The 17336-nt window shown below is 67.5% G+C and carries 14 protein-coding genes and 1 tRNA gene; 9 read left to right on the plus strand and 6 right to left on the minus strand.

What is annotated here, in order from left to right; genetic code table 11:
• The 4 genes from VKP62_00495 to VKP62_00510 all read right to left on the minus strand — a co-directional run.
• Positions 1-835: hypothetical protein (locus tag VKP62_00495; protein ID MEB3195659.1), on the minus strand; the 835-nt coding region annotated here is incomplete at its 3' end.
• Entirely contained in the window at positions 832-1803 is a 972-nt protein-coding gene (locus VKP62_00500) for a hypothetical protein (GenBank protein MEB3195660.1), read from the minus strand. The genes VKP62_00495 and VKP62_00500, both read right to left, overlap by 4 nt.
• 71 nt (positions 1804-1874) lie before the next feature.
• Positions 1875-3845, minus strand: a complete 1971-nt coding sequence (locus VKP62_00505) for an acetate--CoA ligase family protein (GenBank protein MEB3195661.1) — start codon at positions 3843-3845, stop codon at positions 1875-1877.
• 73 nt (positions 3846-3918) lie between these two features.
• Positions 3919-5664 (minus strand): proline--tRNA ligase, encoded by a 1746-nt coding sequence (locus VKP62_00510; GenBank protein ID MEB3195662.1) that lies wholly within the window; start codon positions 5662-5664, stop codon positions 3919-3921.
• A 301-nt stretch (positions 5665-5965) separates the two neighbouring features.
• On the opposite strand from VKP62_00510, the gene VKP62_00515 reads away from it, so the two are divergent.
• Positions 5966-6361, plus strand: a complete 396-nt coding sequence (locus tag VKP62_00515; GenBank protein ID MEB3195663.1) for a hypothetical protein — start codon at positions 5966-5968, stop codon at positions 6359-6361.
• A 61-nt stretch (positions 6362-6422) separates the two neighbouring features.
• Here VKP62_00515 and VKP62_00520 read toward each other — a convergent pair whose 3' ends face one another.
• Both VKP62_00520 and VKP62_00525 read right to left on the minus strand, forming a co-directional pair.
• On the minus strand, positions 6423-7646 hold the full coding sequence (locus VKP62_00520) for a S8 family peptidase (GenBank protein MEB3195664.1): 1224 nt from the start codon (positions 7644-7646) through the stop codon (positions 6423-6425).
• A 232-nt stretch (positions 7647-7878) separates the two neighbouring features.
• Complete coding sequence (locus VKP62_00525; GenBank protein ID MEB3195665.1) at positions 7879-9003, minus strand: hypothetical protein; 1125 nt, start codon at positions 9001-9003, stop codon at positions 7879-7881.
• A 155-nt stretch (positions 9004-9158) separates the two neighbouring features.
• On the opposite strand from VKP62_00525, the gene VKP62_00530 reads away from it, so the two are divergent.
• The 8 genes from VKP62_00530 to VKP62_00565 all read left to right on the plus strand — a co-directional run.
• The gene (locus VKP62_00530; GenBank protein ID MEB3195666.1) at positions 9159-10850 is read left to right on the plus strand and encodes a formate--tetrahydrofolate ligase; all 1692 of its coding nucleotides are present in this window, start codon (positions 9159-9161) and stop codon (positions 10848-10850) included.
• A gap of 78 nt (positions 10851-10928) precedes the next feature.
• Positions 10929-11000 (plus strand) — tRNA-Gln (locus tag VKP62_00535).
• 81 nt (positions 11001-11081) lie between these two features.
• Positions 11082-11672 carry a manganese efflux pump MntP family protein gene (locus VKP62_00540; GenBank protein ID MEB3195667.1) on the plus strand — a complete coding sequence of 197 codons (591 nt, stop codon included), beginning with the start codon at positions 11082-11084 and terminating at the stop codon, positions 11670-11672.
• Positions 11673-11848: 176 nt separating this feature from the next.
• Complete coding sequence (gene glmU / locus VKP62_00545; protein MEB3195668.1) at positions 11849-13186, plus strand: bifunctional UDP-N-acetylglucosamine diphosphorylase/glucosamine-1-phosphate N-acetyltransferase GlmU; 1338 nt, start codon at positions 11849-11851, stop codon at positions 13184-13186.
• Positions 13187-13231: 45 nt separating this feature from the next.
• Positions 13232-14212, plus strand: a complete 981-nt coding sequence (locus tag VKP62_00550; protein ID MEB3195669.1) for a ribose-phosphate pyrophosphokinase — start codon at positions 13232-13234, stop codon at positions 14210-14212.
• 4 nt (positions 14213-14216) lie between these two features.
• Positions 14217-14807, plus strand: a complete 591-nt coding sequence (gene pth / locus VKP62_00555; GenBank protein ID MEB3195670.1) for an aminoacyl-tRNA hydrolase — start codon at positions 14217-14219, stop codon at positions 14805-14807.
• A gap of 167 nt (positions 14808-14974) precedes the next feature.
• Entirely contained in the window at positions 14975-16348 is a 1374-nt protein-coding gene (locus VKP62_00560) for a histone deacetylase (protein ID MEB3195671.1), read from the plus strand.
• The coding region (locus VKP62_00565; protein ID MEB3195672.1) for a hypothetical protein at positions 16345-17336 on the plus strand (992 nt) is incomplete at its 3' end. The genes VKP62_00560 and VKP62_00565, both read left to right, overlap by 4 nt.

The following is a 17336-nucleotide window of genomic DNA, read 5'->3' on the forward strand; positions in this document are numbered from 1 at the left end:
TGCCCCAAGGGCCGTGGTTGGTCGTGAACGGCTGGTCCAGCGTGACGGTCGCGGTGGCCAGGGTATCCACGTTCAGGGCATAGACCCGATCGTCGGCGATGCTGGTCAGGTAGAGCGTGCGGTTCGCAGGCGAGAAGACCATGCCCATGACCGCCCCCAGGCCGCTGGCCAGAATGGTGTGGGTTGCGCCACCGTCCTGCACGCTGTAGACCTCGCCCTCCAGCGTGCCCAGATACAGGGTCGGCGTGGCCGTCGCATCATCGATTGCAAGGCCGTGGCAGAAGTGTGAGCCAGGCGGATTGTAAGGCGCACCACCGACCTGCACGTCGGCCACAATCGCAGTGCTCGCCAGCGAGATCCGCGCCACGGAATTTTGACTAGTGGCCAAATCGTGATTGCTGACATATAGGTCCTGGCGTCCGATCGCCAGCCCGCAGGAGGTCAGCCCCGTGATGATCTGCTGAGGTGTCCCGCTGCCGTGGGGCATCGGGCATTGCCAGAGCGAATTGGTTCGCCCAACGAATACCCGGGCGTTAGCAGGATCGGCAGCCACCGCATAACAGTCCTCGCCCGAGGCACCCAGGGTATGGTCGACCCCAGCGAGCAGACTGGTGAACGAACGCATCCTCTGGTCGATCGCCACCACGTAGGTCGTTTCGTCATAGGCCGCCAGCCCCCGTGCCTCGCCAGGCAAGCCCACCAGCAAGCGAAACACCTGCGGTCCCGGGGGCGGTGGGGGCGTGGGCTGCGCGCGGCTTCCGCCGCCCCGGGAAGGCGAGGGTTGAAAGCCGCCGGGGCCGAGGGTGAAGGGCAACGGCAGGCCGGCCAGGCTCAACTGGCCGTCCGCCGTGATGTCCGGTGGGTCCAGCGGGAAGTCCGCGACCGTGATCGGCGCATGGTTGGCCAGCGGGTCGAGGCGGCCCCCCTCAAGCCCCCCAGCTGGGATTGCACCGCGCGGTTCAGAGTCCCGAACGCCCCCGCCCGGGCCAGAGCGGTGCGAAACTGGTCACGGTCGACGATCTCGCCCGCGCTGCCCACGCTCGCGAGCAGCATCGCGGCCAGTTCGGACCGCCCGCTCAAGCTGCCTTGCAGTTCGGCCACGGCCTGTCGGGCGGCCGAGAGCGCGCGGCCCAGAGCCGCTGAACGGTCCGCCGGCGCTTGCAGCAGGATCAGCTTGAAAACGCCCTCGAACGTCTTGGCCACGGCGGTGTCTTCCGGCGACAGGGTCACCTGCGCCCCCAGGTTCCCCGCCGGATCCTGGGTCAGGGCATAGGGCAGCGCGGACCGGGTCGGTCCCGCAGGCGCCGCCGTCACGGGCGCCAGCAGGGTCACGAAGGTGCGGCCATCGAGGGAGGCCACCAGCTTGATCACCTGGTCCGGGGCCAGTGGTGGCAGCTCTAGATCAAACGCGCCCGCGTCGTCGCTGAACAGTGCCTGGCCGGCCTGCAAGCGCAAGCTGGGCGCCTCGTTCCACGGTTTGGCGACCAGCGCCGCGCCCGTGGCCAGGTCGAACAGGGTCAGGCGCGCCCGCGCCACGGCAGTCTTGCCGATGCGCACCTGCCCGGTCAGACGCAGCCGCTGCGCCAATGGCAAGGCCGTGGACGATGCGGCGGGCAGGCTTGTGGCAGCGGCCCCAGGCAGCGGTTCGGCCGGGGCTCGCGACGGGTCAGCCGCGGCGGGCGGCGCCGCTGAGGCGGCGGCCGGCAGGGCGGGCGTCGTTGGCGACGTCACGGCCGGCAGCGCACAGCTGGCCAGGAGCTGTCCGAGGGCGGTGACGCCGAGGGCATGTTGGCGCAGTGACAAGATTCTCACCCTTTCGACGCAGCCCATTCAGGCAGTAAACTTCGACAGGATCGGGGAAGTTGGGCAAGGCGTCAAGACGCCTCGTGGGAGGTCCCACCTGCTGGGGGTAGCGCGTGATGGGCGATCGCCTCCTGCACGGCCGCCTGCACCCAGGCCACCACGCCGTCGGCGGTCACGGGGCCCGTGATCCAGCAGGTCAGCGCTGGCCCTGAGGGGGCCAGCAAGGGAATTCCGGCTTCCGCCAGAGGAATGGCCGTGCCATCGCAGGCCCCCAGGAGGACAGCCAACACCTGGCGGGAGGCCGCGTCCGAAGCCAGCGGCCCGGCCACCACCAGCACGTCGAAGCGCGCCAGCGGCAGGCCGGTCTCCAGCACGCTCGCGTCCTCCACGGCCAGCACCATGGCCGTGACCTCCGGAGCCGCCAGCAGCACGGTCGCGCCCTCGCACCCGCGCATCGGTGACGCGGGGGACGGGGGAGCGACCAAGGCGTCACCGATGTAGACGCCGCCGGCCTGCACGCGACCGACGGTGTGGCCCGCGGCCGTGAGAGCGGCGGCGATCGTCGGCACGTGAGTGTCGCTCACCCCCTGCCCCACCACCACGACCACCGGAATCCGGCCGTTACCGGGCACCAGCGCCCTCAGCACCGAGGCGTGAAGGCGGTCGTTGGTGGCCGTGCCGAGTTCCGGTTGTCCGTTGACCTCGCAGATGGCCGCGCCGACCTCCAGCCACGAGCGCGCGATATCCGGAATCAACAGGTCCACCCCGGCCAGATCCAGCCGCAGCGCCGCTGCGGCCCGGATGGCCAGCCGGCGGTTGTCCGGGTGTACCCGGTCCATCACGGGCAGGGGCATCCCGCCGCGGGTGATGTTCGCCGCACGACGCAGGCGCACGAAGCCCCCGGCCGGCGGCACGCTGGCGGGCGTCAACCCCGCCTCATCCAGCAGTTCCAGCGCCTCGGCATCCAGCTGCAGCCAGGCCATCGGTCGGTGCGGCCCATCCCCGCGACGCGGATCCCGGTTGAGCGCCTCGACCAGTTCCTGCACACGCTGGCGGCCATCCCCCGTGACGCCCCCGGCCTGCCGCTCGATCGCCCAGAGCAACTCACCTTGAAAGACCGTCAGGCGATAGTCGCGGCCTGCCGCGTGCTGCTCGACCAGCACGCGCGCCGAGTGGTGAGCAGCCGCCTCGAAGGCCGCGCGGACGGCCGCCGGGGTCATCAGGCCCGCCGCCACTCCGACCCCGCCGTCGCGATCGGCCGGCTTGAGCACCACCGGATAGCCGAGCGCCGCCGCTGCCGCCACCGCCGCTTCCGGGTTCGCGACCAGCTGGTGCGCGGGGGCGGGCAGCCCCGCCCGGCGCAACGCCTGCGCCGCCTGGACCTTGTCGCGGGCCCACTCGGCCGCGATCACGGGGGTCTGGTCGGTGAAGCTGCTCTTGAGCAGCCGCGCCCGGGCGCCCTGACCGAACTGAAACACGCCCCCCGCCACGTGGTAGACCGGGATGCCGGCCGCGTGGGCGGCGGCCAGAAACGGCACCATGTTGGCCCCATGGGGCGCCATGGCGCGCAGGCGCGCCAGCAACGCGGGCAGCTCCGACAGGGTGGCCGCTTGCGTCCCAGCCGCGTCGACCTGGCTCAGCAAGTGAGCGACCCAGGCCAGGGCCACGGCGGTGGCCTCGGCCGTGCGTTCGTAGGCGGGCAGCAACAGCCACCAGGGTTCGCTAGCCGCCGGCGGCGGCGCGAGCAGCTGAGCGCGGCCGAACACGGGCAGCCCGGCCACCTGCAGGATCGCCCGGGTCCAGTGGCCCACCCAGGCGATCGCCGCGGCAGCCGGCTCCTCGCCCAGCTGGACCGGCAGGTCGGCCCCCGGCAGCCCGGCGGCAAGAGGATGATCCAGCGCCCTCAGCCGGGCCAGCGACGGCGGGGCGGAGACCCAGCGCAGCGGCGTAACCCAGGCCCGTTCCAGCATTCCGGCCAGGTAGCCGGGACTGAGGCCCGCGTCCCCCGCCGGCTGGAGTGGCTCAGGCGAGCTCGCGGACACGCGCAAGGCCCCCGAGCCGGCCAGGCCAACCGGCAAGCCGCACGGCGGTATTTCGGCGACGCGCGAGCCCCACTCAGACTCCCACGGGCTGCGCGGGCCGTTGCGTGCGGGTTCCCTCGCGCACGAGCTGCTGGATCGTGGCGATCGCCTCGGCCAGCGGCACGTCCCGCTTCTCCCCGCTGGCGCGCACGGCCAGCTCCACCTGGCCCTCGGCCAGGCCCTTGCCGCACGTCAGGCGGAAGGGGATGCCGATCAGCTCGGCGTCCTTGAACTTCACGCCGGCGCGCTCCTCCCGGTCATCCAGAATGACCTCGAGGCCCGCCGCGAGGGCAGCGTCGTAGAGCTGCTGGGCAGCGGCCGATTGGACCTCGTCCTTGTGGTTCACGGGCACGATCACCAGGTGGTAGGGCGCGATCGGCACGGGCCACTTGATGCCGTTCTCGTCGTGATGGGCCTCCACCGCCGCCTGCGCGGTGCGCGTGATACCGATGCCGTAGCAGCCCATCACGAAGGTTTTCTCCTCACCCTCCGGCGTGGTGTAGGTGGCTTGCATGCTGTCGCTGTACTTGGTGCCCAGCTTGAAGATGTTGCCCACCTCGATGCCGCGCGCCGCCTTGAGATGCCCGCCCGCGCAGCGTGCGCAGGCCTCCCCGACGGCGGCCGTGCGAACATCGACCCAGTCTTCGGGCTGCCAGTCCCGGGGGGCGTTCACCCCGGTGGCGTGAACATCCGGCTGGTTCAGGGCCATCACGAGGTTGGTCTGGCCCTCCAGCGAACGGTCGACCAGCACGCGGGCGACCTTCAGGCCGACCGGCCCCACGAAGCCCGGGACCACGCCGGCCAGGTTGCGCACCTCATCTTCCGTGGCCAGACGCAGCTGATTGGCATTCAACACGTTGCCCAGCTTGACCTCGTTGACCGACAGGTCGCCGCGAATCACCACCGCCACCAGGCTCTCATCGGCCATATAGACCAGGGTCTTCGCGATCCGCCGCGGTTCGCAGCCGAGATGGGCACAAAGCTGCTCGATCGTACGCGTCGCGGGCGTCGCCACCACCTGACGGTCAGTCGGCGCCCCGCCGGTGAAGGCCGACAGGCGCGACTCGGCGCGCTCGACGTTGGCCGCGTAGTCGCAGCTGTCGCAGTACAGCAGGGCGTTCTCGCCCGCATCGGTCTCGACCACCACCATGAACTCGTGCGCCGCCGACCCGCCGATCGCCCCCACGTCGGATTCCACCGGCCGGGTGTCGAGGCCGCAACGAGCGAAGATGCGGGTGTAGGCCTCCGCCATGTTGGTGTATTCGCGTTCGAGGCAGTCCGTCGTCTCGTGGAAGGAGTAGGCGTCTTTCATGATGAACTCACGCCCCCGCAGAAGACCAAAGCGCGGCCGGATCTCGTCGCGCACCTTGGTCTGGATCTGGTACAGGTTGATCGGAATCTGGCGGTAAGAGCGCACCGTGCCGCGCACGATGTCGGTGATGACTTCCTCGTGCGTCGGACCGAGCACCTCGTCGCGATCGTGGCGATTCTTGAACCGCACCAGCTCCTTGCCGTACTTCTGCCAGCGACCAGTCTCCATCCAGAGCTCGGCCGGGATCATGACCGGCATCAACAGTTCCTGGGCACCCGCGGCGTCCATCTCCTCGCGCACGATGCGCGAGACCTTCTGCACGACCCGGTTCATGAGCGGCAGGAGGTTGTAAACTCCCGGGCTCAGACGGCGGATGAAACCGGCCCGGGCGAGCAACTGGTGGGAGATGATTTCGGCATCGGCCGGCACCTCGCGGAGCGTGGGGGCCAGCAGCTTGGACATGCGCATGAGCGGGGGATTTCCTTCGTTCGAGGGAGACGGAGCCGACAGGCGACGATGGTCAAGCCGCGTGGGTACGGGGGCAGGACGGACGCGCCTGAGCGTCAGGCCCTTGATTTTATCATCCCCGGCGCAGCGCGGGGCAGCCAGCGAAGGCTGGTTCCGACTGAAGTGGCGCCACGCCGTTGCCGATAAACACACCAGCACGTTTTCACGTCACCGCGAGACCGACATCGCGCCTGACTAGAGACGGAAGGGCCGGTCCCATCGCAACGCCGCGACCGCTGGCCCGGCCAAGGAGGGTCGCCCCATGCAGGAACTGGAACCTGCCGAGCGTTTCGCGGCGATGAAAACCCCGGAGCCCAGCTACTGGGTGGCCGCCGGCTGTGTGGTGGGCTTGCTGGTCAGCCTCTATGCCGTGCGTCGCTTCGAGCGCCACTACGCCGAGACCTTCCCGCAAGCGAACGAAAAGCGGCAAAGTTGGCTTGATGCGCAGCGCTTGCTGCTGTGGTGCGTGGTCGGCTACTTCGCCTTCGTCTCGCTGTGGGTGGTGGTGCCCTTCGGCCTGAAGCTCATCATCACGCTGGTGACCCTGCCGCTGTGGGCCCAGGTGGGCCTGGCGCTGGTGATTGGTGTCGGCTATCTGCGTGGCTGGTTTCCAGGCTGGCGCTGGCGCGGGAAAAAAGGCGCAGAGGATGACGACTAGCGGCGACGCCCTCACCCCGGAATCAAGGGGCGCAAGGCCTCCAGGCCAGCGCTGAACGACCTCAGCGCGACGAGGGAAGCAGGGCCCGAGCGGCGCTCAAGCGCCCGCGTCCGGTTTCCGGGTCCATCCCGGGAGCACCGAGGTCGACGGCCGAATCAAGCAGACGCTGCCGCAGGTTCGCCGCGGTCCAGCGCGGTTCGGCCGACTTCAACAGGGCCGCCACGCCCGCCACGTGAGGCGTGGCCATGGACGTGCCTGACACTCGCGCGTACTGACGATCGGGGATGGTCGAGAGAATGTCGCTGCCGGGCGCCACCAGGGCCAGGTGACTGCCCGTGTTCGAGTAGCGGGCGCGCTCGTCCTTGACGGTGGTGGCACCGACCGCCAGCACGTCGGGCCAGGCGGCGGGATAAAATGGCTTGTCGCTGCCTTGATTGCCCATCCCGGCGACCACCAAGGCGCCCTTCCGCTGCGCGTGGCGCACCGCTTCGAGCAACACCTGGCTGGGCGTGTAGGTGCCCAGGCTGACCGAGATGATCGACGCCCCCTGGTCCGCCGCATAGACGAGGCCGGCCGCCACCTGGTCGTAGGTGCCCGACCCCTGGGCGGAGAGGACCTTCACGGGCAACAGCGTGACCTCCGGGGCCACGCCCACGACGCCGCCATTGCCGCGGTTGGCGGCCAGAATGCCCGCGCAGTGCGTGCCGTGAAAGTTATCGTCGAAGGCGTCGTCGTCCCCGTTGACGAAGTCCCGGCCCTTGCGGACGCGGCCGGTGAGGTCGGGATGGCGATCGTCGATGCCCGTGTCGACCACGGCCACCAGGGTTTCCTTGCGCCCGCTGGTGCGCTGCCAGGCCGTTTCCACCGCGAGCTTGTCGAGCGCCCATTGGGCCGGGCGCTGGTCGTCCCCAGCAGATGGCCCCACCAAGGCCGGTGGCGCAGGGACGGGGGCCGATTCCTCCAGCGTGACCTGGCCGACCGGTTCCAGCCAGCGCACCGCCGCGTCCCGCGTGAGCGCCCCGCGGGCAGCCTGAAGGTTGGGCAATCGCACGACGACCAGTTCCAGCGCGGGAACGGCACGCAGGGGGCGCAGCCCATGACGAGTCAGCGCCGCTTGGCGGGCCAGGGGATCCCGAAACGCGATGCAGTATTCGGACTCGCCCGATTGCGCGCGCATACCGGCACCGGGCGTTTGGCCTGGAACCGGAGCGGTGAAGGTCGCGCACCCGGCCAGGGTCACGACTCCGGCCAAAGAAGCGAGCAGATGGGACGAACGCAGCGGCACGTCTTCAGTGTCACACGGGGCTCCCGGATACACTGCCGATTTTAACCTTTCCTTAATCGAGAATACATCTACCGAATCCAGCTGGCTTGCTCAAGGTGAGCCGGGGGGCATCCTTCCGAGCATCTGGCCTGGCCGCTTTCCCCTCGCCCTGCAGCGCCATGCGAAGCAGCGGTTCCCCGCGCACCCGGCGCTGGGAACCGCTGTCTTCAACGTCTGCGAGCAGAGCTGTGAATCAGGCCGTGCGCAGCCAGACGTCCTCGCTCATGCGGGTCTTGCCGTTCTGCACGAAACTGGAGCGCATCAGATCTTCGCCCCGCGCATTCTTCTGCAGGTTCATCTGGGTGGAGAGTTCCGTGATGCCCTGCTCGGCCAGGCTCTTCAGCTCGCCGGCCTCGACCTTGGCGTCGCCATCGTCAACCCAGGTCTTCAGGCCTTCCAGTTCCTTGCCGGTCAGCTTGCCGTCCTGGTTGGCGTCGTGACGGGCCAGCTTGACGTAACCGTGGGCGTACTTCCCGCCTTCATCGCCGAAAAGGCGGGAGCCGTCGATCTCGCCCGAGCCCGCCGCGGCCTTGGAGACACCGCCGTCACGGTCGTCCACGAGCCAGCCGTCGCCCTGGCCGTCCATCCATTCGACCTTTTCCTTGACGCCGTCGGCGTTGAGGTCGAAGTCCACCGTCTTGCCCATGTGGGCGTCCTTACGGTCGCGCGCCGTGGAGTTGCCGGTGGTACCGATCTTGCCATCGTGATTGAGATCGAGCGCGACAGGGTCTCCCGTCATCATCTGCATCATCATCATCAAGGCTGCCGGGTCGGGACCAGGCGGCGGCGGCGGGGGAGGAGGCGTGTCTTCGATCTTCTTGTCATCCTCGATGCTGCCACCGAGATCGGATAGCGAGGCACCAGACTCCGTGGGGCCAGCTCCCCCCAGGGGATCGTCTGAGGGGGCACCAGACTCCGCGGTTTCCTCCGAAGTGGGCGAGTCAATCGTTTGCTCAGGCAAGCCTTCCTCCGGCGTGGGCCCGGCCCCGGCCGTGGGCTCCTCCCCAGCCGTCGCAGCGCCGCTCTTGGCGAACTGGCCGCGGACCTGCTGGTACACCGTCTGCTCGTCGGCGCTCATGGTGCCGTCGGCCAGGTAGGTCTGCATCATGTTGTCGAGGGCGCGCAACTCGTCGGCATCCAGGTTCACGTTGTCGATGTCCACCGCTGCGGGGGCGGGCTGTTCGGGCGCCAGGGCCGGGGCGGCGGCGGGAGGGGCCGCGGGAGCGGCCTCGGCGGTGGGTTCCGGGGCGACGTTGAGTCCTCCCAGCGTGGCGAAACCTGGGGGTGCAAAGGCGGCAGTGGGGAGCCTGAAGTCCATGGGTGCGTTCCTCCGATGAAGCTGCGATGTTTGCGAAGTATGGCCTTGATATCAGGCCCGTCGGCCGTCGCGATATCCTGGGTAACGAAAGACGCACAAACCTTTCACATGGATTTAAAATTAAGGGGTTCCCTTCCGTTTGGAGGCCCCTGCCCGTGACGCCGACCACCCTTCCTCTGCCCGATGACCTCAGCATCGCGGAGGGCACCGTGCTGGAGCCCATCTCGACGATCGCCGAGCGTCTCGGTATCCCGCCCCGGGCCCTGGAACCCTACGGGCATCACAAGGCCAAGCTCGACCTCGGCCTCCTGGATGAATGGCGGGATCGCCCGGACGGTCAGCTGATCCTGGTCACCGCCATCTCGCCCACGCCGGCCGGAGAAGGCAAGACGACGGTGACGATCGGGCTCGGCCAGGCCCTCTGTCGTCTGGGGAAAAAAGCCGTGGTGGCGGTGCGCGAACCCTCGCTGGGCCCCGTCTTCGGCGTCAAAGGCGGCGCCACCGGTGGCGGCTATGCTCAGGTCCTGCCCATGGCGGAGATCAATTTGCATTTCACCGGCGACTTCCACGCCGTCACCTCGGCCAACAACCTGCTGGCCGCCATGATCGACAACCACCTGCACCAGGGCAACGCCTTGCGTCTCGACCCGCGGCGCATCACCTTTCAGCGGGTGCTCGACGTGAACGACCGGGCCCTGCGTCATTGCGTGCTAGGTCTTGGAGGGACGCAAGGCGGGGTGCCCCGCGAGGAATCCTTCATGATCACGCCGGCCTCCGAGGTGATGGCCGTGCTGTGCCTGGCGCAAGACCTGGATGACCTCAAGCGGCGTCTGGGCCAGATCATCGTCGGCTTCGACCTGGACGGCAAGCCCGTGGAGGCCCGGGCCCTGCGGGCAGAAGGGGCCATGGCCATCCTGCTCAAAGAGGCACTGAAGCCCAACCTGGTCCAGACGCTCGAGCACACGCCGGCGGTGGTCCACGGGGGGCCGTTCGCCAACATCGCCCACGGCTGCAACACGGTGGTGGCGACGCGAATGGCGCTCAAGCTGGGCGATTGGGTGGTCACGGAGGCTGGTTTCGGCGCCGACCTGGGCGCCGAGAAGTTCATCGACATCAAGTGCCGCAGCGCGGGCCTGAGCCCGGCGGTCGTCGTGCTGGTGGCGACGGTTCGCTCGCTGAAAATGCACGGCGGCGCGGCCAAGACGAGCCTGCGCGATGAAGACCTGCCGGCGTTGCAGCGCGGCAGTGCCAACCTGGCCCGCCACATCCGGAACGTCACCGAGGTGTACGGACTGCCCTGCGTGGTGGCCCTCAACCACTTCGCCAGCGACACCGCGGCGGAGCGCGAGTGGTTGACGGCCTTCGTGAGCGACATGGGCGTCGAATGTGTGCAGACCGAGGTGCACGCGCACGGCGGCGCCGGCGGAGAGGCTCTGGCGCAGGCGGTTCAGCGGCTGGCCAAGCGCGGTCAGGGCTGCCGCTACGTGTATGACCTGGCGGCCTCGCCCGCCGACAAGATCCGACAGGTGGCGCAGCGGGTGTACGGCGCCTCGGACGTGCAGTTCAGTCCGCAAGCCCTCAAGCAACTCGCGCAGGTGTCCGCCGCCGGCTTCGACGGATGGCCCGTTTGCATCGCCAAAACGCCGTATTCCTTCACACACGACCCCTCCCGCCTGGGGGCTCCCAGTGATTGGGACTTGCAGGTGCGAGAGATCAAGATGGCCGGCGGGGCCGGGTTCCTGGTGGCGCTGACGGGCGACGTCATGACCATGCCGGGCCTGCCAGCCGAACCGGCCGCCACCAGAATGTCCCTGAACGATGCGCAGCAAGTGACGGGGCTGTTCTAGGCCCCCTGCGCGACCTGAAAGAGACGAGCAGGCCCCGTTGACGCCCGGCCGTATCATCGCCTATCATCAGCATCACACTGGGGCGTAGCCAAGTGGTAAGGCACCTGGTTTTGGTCCAGGCATACCTAGGTTCGAATCCTAGCGCCCCAGCTTTTTCTCAGATCCCAGCGCCAGGACCCTGACGTTCCTTTTCCAGGACGCACGGGTCCTTTTGATTGACCGAGCCGCCGCATGCTCGACCTGCTCTCTCTGCTCGGTATCGCCGTGGGTCTGGCGATGGATGCCTTTGCCGTCTCCATGGCCATGGGCTTCGCCCTGCCCCGCATCCGCACCAACCAGGCCCTTCGCCTCGCGCTGGCCTTTGGTGGCTTCCAGTTCCTGATGCCCGTGGTGGGTTACCTGGCCGCCGCGACGATCGCCCGTCATCCGGGTCTGACCGCCTGGGATCACTGGATCGCCTTTGTCCTGCTGGTCGGACTCGGCGCCAAGATGATCCACGACGCCAGGCAGGAATCGCAGGAAGATCCAGCCGCAACGCCGAATGAAGACCCCACCAAGAGCATCCGCCTGCTGTTGCTCGCGATTGTCACCAGCCTGGATGCCCTGGCCGTGGGGGTCAGCTTGGGCCTGCTCCAGGTCACGATCCTCTTGCCAAGCACCCTGATCGGCCTGACGGCCGCCGGGTTTTCCGTGGTGGGACTGCACCTCGGCCATCGCTTCGGTGGCCATCTGGGACGGCACGCCGATATCCTGGGCGGGTTGGCCTTGATGGCCATCGGCGCCCGGATTCTGCACGCTCACTTGATGGCACCCACGCCCTGAACGGTAAGAAACGACACGGCTGAGCGGCCCGATGAGTGGTATACTTGGGAGCCTGAAGACCAGCTGCAGGCGTGCGTGCGCGCCGAAGAGCCAGTTCCCAACGACCGAGGGGTGAGTGTGACGCCATGAGCCGGGCCCTGATTGCAATTGTGATGGCCGCCGGGAAAGGGACGCGGATGAAGTCCGACCGTCCCAAGGTGCTGCACGAGATCGCCGGCGAACCGCTGCTGGGCCACGTGCTTCACACCATCAGCGGTCTGGGCCTGGCCGCCGTCCACGTGATTGTCGGGCACGGGGCAGACCAGGTCCGCGCCTTCCTTCCGACTGGCGTATCGGCCGTGGACCAGTTCGAGCAGCTGGGCACCGGTCATGCCGTCGATCAGGTCACGCCGCACCTGGGCCCGTTCGAGGGTGACGTGCTGATCCTGTCCGGCGATGTCCCCCTGCTCAGTGCGGACACCCTGGCCCGGCTGCGCGCCCGCCACGAAGCAGAAGGGGCCACCGTCAGCCTGCTTTCGGCCCGACTGCAGGACCCCACGGGCTACGGTCGCGTGGTGCGGGATGAGGCGGGGCAGGTGACCGGCATCATCGAGCACAAGGATGCCACGGAGGCCCAGCGGGCCATCGACGAGGTGAACCTCGGCACCTACATCGCCTCCTGGCCCCACCTGCGGGAGGCCCTGGCCACCCTGACGCCCAACAACGCCCAGGGCGAGTACTATCTGACGGACGCGATCGCCCATCTGGCACGCGCGGGCGAGCGCATCGCGTGTCTCTGCACCGAAGACCCCCTCGAAGGGGAAGGTGTCAACACACGCGCCCAGCTCGCTCGCCTGCAAGCCGTCTACCAGGCTCGCACGGCGGAACGCTGGATGGCGGAAGGCGTCACCGTCGTCAACCCCGCCACCACCATCATCGGTCCCCTGGTGGAGCTTGGCCGGGACAGCGTCGTGGAACCTGGGGCGATCCTGCTCGGTCGCACCCGCGTGGGCGAGCGTTGTCTGATCGGGGCCTACAGCCAGTTGCGAGACGTTCGTTGCGGCGACGACGTGGAGATTTTGCACTCTTATCTGTCCGATGCGGCGATCGGAGACGGGACCCACGTGGGCCCCTATGCCCACCTTCGCGCCGGGGCGGAGCTCGGTCGCAAGGTGCGTCTGGGCAACTTCGTCGAGGTCAAGAAATCGCGCCTGGGAGATGGGGCCAAGGCCGCCCATCTGGCTTATCTGGGCGATGCCCAGGTCGGGCGCAACGTCAACATCGGCTGTGGCGTGATCACGGTCAATTACGACGGCACCAAAAAGTCCCAGACCATCATCGAGGATGACGCCTTTGTGGGCAGCAACACCAACCTGATCGCCCCGGTCACGGTGGGCGAGGCGGGCTTCGTCGCGGCTGGCTCCACCATCACGCACAACGTGCCGGCGGGTGCGCTCGCCCTGGGCCGCGCGCGGCAGGTCAACAAAGAAGGTTGGGTCAAGCTGCGACGCGAAACCACCGCCGCACACCCGTGAGGCGAACCGGGTAAGATGTCGATGCACGAGCCAAGGAGTGACGCGATGCAGCTTGCGCCCCAAGTCGAACTGCCCGACAACCTGGTCATCCGGCGCGACATCAAGCTCTTCAGCGGGTCTGCCAACCCGGCTCTGGCGGATGAGATTGCCGATTACCTGGGCGTCGAACTGGGCGGCATGAAGATTGCCAACTTCTCGGACGGGGAGATCTACGTCCAGATTCAGGAAAGCGTCCGCGGCGATGACGTGTTCATCGTGCAGCCCATCTGCCATCCGGTGAATTATCACCTGATGGAACTTCTGATCATGCTGGATGCCTTCAAGCGGGCTTCCGCTCGGCAGGTGACCGCCGTGGTGCCTTACTACGCGTATGCCCGCCAGGACCGCAAGGCGCACGGGCGCGAGGCCATCAGCGCCAAGCTGGTGGCCGACTTGCTGACGACGGCCGGGGCCGACCGCGTGCTGGCCATGGACCTTCACACGCCTCAAATTCAAGGATTCTTTGACATCCTGGTGGACCACCTGTTCGCCACGCCGGTGTTGATTGACTACCTGAAGGACAAGAACCTGCAAGACGCAGTGGTCGTCTCGCCCGACGTGGGCGGCGTGGCCCGTGCGCGAGCCTTTGCCAAGAAACTGGACTGCCCGATTGCGATCATCGACAAGCGCCGCACGGCCCACAATCAGGCCGAGGTCATGCACGTGATTGGCGATGTGAAAGGCCGCACGGCCATCATGGTGGACGATATGGTCGACACGGCCGGCACCCTCGTGGCCGGCGCTGCGCTGCTGGCCCGGGAAGGAGCCAGCGCGGTCTATGCCGCCTGTACCCACGGAATTCTCTCCGGGCCGGCGGTGGAGCGGGTCCGCAACTCCAACCTGGTCGAACTGATCATCACCAACACCATTCCTTTGCCCTCCGAAAAGCGCCTGCCGAACATCCAGTCGCTGAGCGTGGCCTCCTTGCTGGGCGAGGCGATGGTACGCATTCACGAAGACACCTCGGTTTCGACCCTGTTCGAGTGACGGCATGCAGCTGATCATCGGCCTCGGCAATCCAGGCCCCGGCTACGCCGACACGCGCCACAACATCGGTTGGCTGGTGTTGGATGCCCTTGGAACCGCCCTGGGAGCCTCCGCCTTCGTCAGCGACAAGCGCCATCGCGCCGAGATCGCGGAGGCAAGACACGCGGGCCAGCGCTTGCTGCTGGTCAAGCCGCAGACCTTCATGAACCTGAGTGGGGAAAGTGTGGGGGCTTTGATGCGCTTCCACAAGCTATCGCCCCAGTCGGTGCTGGTCATCTATGACGACCTCGCCATTCCCCTCGGAACCGTACGCATTCGTCCCGATGGTTCCGCCGGAGGCCACAACGGGGTGAAGTCCATGATTGCTCATCTTCAAACGCAGGTTTTTCCGCGCGTTCGGGTGGGCATCGGCCCCCAGCCCCCCGGTATCAAGAGCGAGCAATTCGTTCTGGCCCGCTGGAATCCCACGGAGCGCCCTCTTCTTCCCGGAAGCATCGAGCTGGCGGTATCAGCGACCCGCGCGGTACTGGAACAGGGCACCGAAGCCGCCATGCAGGCGTTCAACGGACTGAAAGCGGCCGCCGGAGCTCCCTGAGCCGACGCGCTCTCGCTGCACCGAAGCCAGCAAGCGACCGTAGCAGACTCGTGCGAGGACGCCTCGGCACGAGTCCGGAGCGTCAGGGGGATCGCGCGAAACAGGCGTTCGATAGTACAATAACCGGGCGAGCATACACCTCAAACTCTTCCCCTGGATTCGTAGCCGTGAATCGACGCCACTTCATCCTCTGGCTCGGCAGCGTGGGTCTTGCCACCGCCGCTGGCAACATCCTGGCCAGGCCGGCCGACCTCGAAGCCGCGACCCTTCTTCGCAAGCCAGAACCGACGCTTCCGCCGGAGCCCACCCCCGTCCCGGCACGGCCGCTGAGCCTGGTATACGATCGCGACTACCAGCTCTACGAAGGGCCGCGAGTCGGGACCTTCTGGGAGAGTCCGACGCGCTTGCAGGCGATCGTCGAACGTCTGACTGAACTGGGCCTTCAGGTCGACACCCATCCGGTGCCGGAGGCGACGCTCAAGCAACTGGCTCGTGCCCACTCGCCTCGTTACTTGCAATACATTAGCAAGGCCACCTTCCTGCCCCAAGACGAGTTCGCCCTGATCCGCAAAGTGGAACGTCGCCTGGTCAATCGGCCGGGCCTGACGCCCGAACTGCCGACCAGCCCGAGCGCTCCCATCCCCAGCCCGAGCGCGCTGCCCCGGTTCGAGGAAGTGGTCCGCTACGTGAAGGCCCCAGCGGACGCCCCGCGCCTCAGCAAGATGCTGCCCTACAAAGCAGCCGCCCTCGGTGCCGGCGGTGCCGTCAAAGCGGTCGATGAGGTCATGTCCGGGCGGGCCCAAGCCGCCTTTGCCCTGATCCGTCCGCCCGGCCACCACGCCCGACGAGCACGCAACATGGGCTTCTGCATCTTCAACAACGCGGCGGTGGCGGCTCGCCACGCGCAGGCGGAGTACGACATCGACCGCGTGTTGATCGTGGATTGGGACGTGCATCATGGCAACGGCACGCAGGAGATTTTCTACAACGACCCCTCCGTGCTGTACTTCAGCACCCACCAGGAAAACATTTATCCCCGCCGCACCGGCAAGCTGACGGAAACCGGCGCCGGGCGTGGCAGAGGCTTCAATGTGAACGTGCCGTTGCCGCCTTACACGGGTGACGATGGTTTCATGAAAGTCTACAACGAGCTGCTGGTGCCCATCGCCCGTGACTTCAAACCCCAGCTGATCATCGTGTCTGCGGGGCAAGACGCCCACCAGAGCGACTTCGTGGCCCGCATGCGCATGACCGAGAACGGATTTGCCCGCCTGACCGGCTTGATGCGAGCCCTGGCCGCCGAGCAATGCGAACATCGGCTGGTCTTCGTGCTGGAAGGTGGCTACAACCCCAAGGTGGCGGCGCGCTCGGTCGAAACCATCTGCAAGGCCCTGCAGGCCCCCGCCGTTGACCCCGCTCTGCTGGAAGCTCCCCGCGTGCAGGGGAAGTCTGCGCACCTGCTGAAGGCGCGCATCGCGGAAGTCAAATCCATCCACGGAGACCACTGGCCCAACCTGGCACGGTCCGGCAGTCGGGCATGACGCAGGCCCCCCGGCCGAGGCATCAGGTCCGCGTGGCCGACCAGGCCAAGATTCTGGGGGCATTCGTCCGCGCCTTTGGCGATGTCCTGCGCGGGGGAAAAGTGCCCCGCGAAACGGTTCAGGGGGCCTTGCATCGCATTCCTCCAGGGCACTCTCGGCTGTGGGCTCGTAACGCGCGTCTGCTCATGGAGGACGACATCGCCATTTTGCTGGACGATGTCGAGGCCACGCTGGCCGTGCGAGACCCGCTGGCCCCGCTCATTCCGGAACAGACCGAAGGCTATCGCTTCCTGATTCATCATGGCCGCATGGCCATGGACGCTCCCAGCATCTCCACCACGATGCAGCGCCACGCCTACCCCCCGCATGCGGCCCCCCTCGAAGACCTCCGGGTCAGTTTGCCGGACGGTCTGGTCCAGTTGGAAGCCACCTTTCGCGCGGGAGGATTCCTGAGAATCCCTCTGCTCATGCGCCTGACGCCCAAGGCCACGCCGGACGGCCAGATTGCCCTGTTGCCCCGCGAAGTGCGCGCACAAGGGTTGCCGATTGACCGACTGATGAGCCTGCTCGGGGTCGAACTGGGGCGTTTCGTGCCGGAGGGCGGGAAGCTGCGCTTCGAGGGAGGGGCTTTTCTGCTGAACCCCGTGGGGATGATGCCGTCGCCCGAGACGACCGGCCACCTGGTCGAAACGATGGTGCAAGGCGAGCATCTGGTGATGTGCTACGACGACGGCTCGGCCCGACGGGCGCCGACCCTCGCCGCCCCCGAGGCCGACTCTTACATCGCGATGATGGGCCACGACCTGCTGGTCGGCAAGATCACCATGGCCGATGTCTGCCTGCAGATGGTTCCCCTGGATCCGCAGGCCCACTGGGTGGAGTTCGCCTTGCCCCACTATCGCGCGCAACTGGCCGCCGGCGAAAGCAGCCTGCGTTTCGGCGACGAACTGCTCTACCGGATTCCTGCGGTGGAAGTGCTGCCTGGCGA

This window comes from Candidatus Sericytochromatia bacterium (assembly GCA_035285325.1).
Taxonomy (GTDB): Bacteria; Cyanobacteriota; Sericytochromatia; order S15B-MN24; family JAQBPE01; genus JAYKJB01.

Bases quoted from the DNA above. Each gene is read 5' to 3' on its own strand.
- VKP62_00540 (MEB3195667.1), top strand. From the start codon at position 11,082: ATGCTCGACCTGCTCTCTCTGCTCGGTATCGCCGTGGGTCTGGCGATG.
- pth (MEB3195670.1), top strand. From the start codon at position 14,217: ATGCAGCTGATCATCGGCCTCGGCAATCCAGGCCCCGGCTACGCCGAC.
- VKP62_00510 (MEB3195662.1), bottom strand. From the start codon at position 5,664: ATGCGCATGTCCAAGCTGCTGGCCCCCACGCTCCGCGAGGTGCCGGCC.
- VKP62_00515 (MEB3195663.1), top strand. From the start codon at position 5,966: ATGCAGGAACTGGAACCTGCCGAGCGTTTCGCGGCGATGAAAACCCCG.
- VKP62_00525 (MEB3195665.1), bottom strand. From the start codon at position 9,003: ATGGACTTCAGGCTCCCCACTGCCGCCTTTGCACCCCCAGGTTTCGCC.
- VKP62_00550 (MEB3195669.1), top strand. From the start codon at position 13,232: ATGCAGCTTGCGCCCCAAGTCGAACTGCCCGACAACCTGGTCATCCGG.
- glmU (MEB3195668.1), top strand. From the start codon at position 11,849: ATGAAGTCCGACCGTCCCAAGGTGCTGCACGAGATCGCCGGCGAACCG.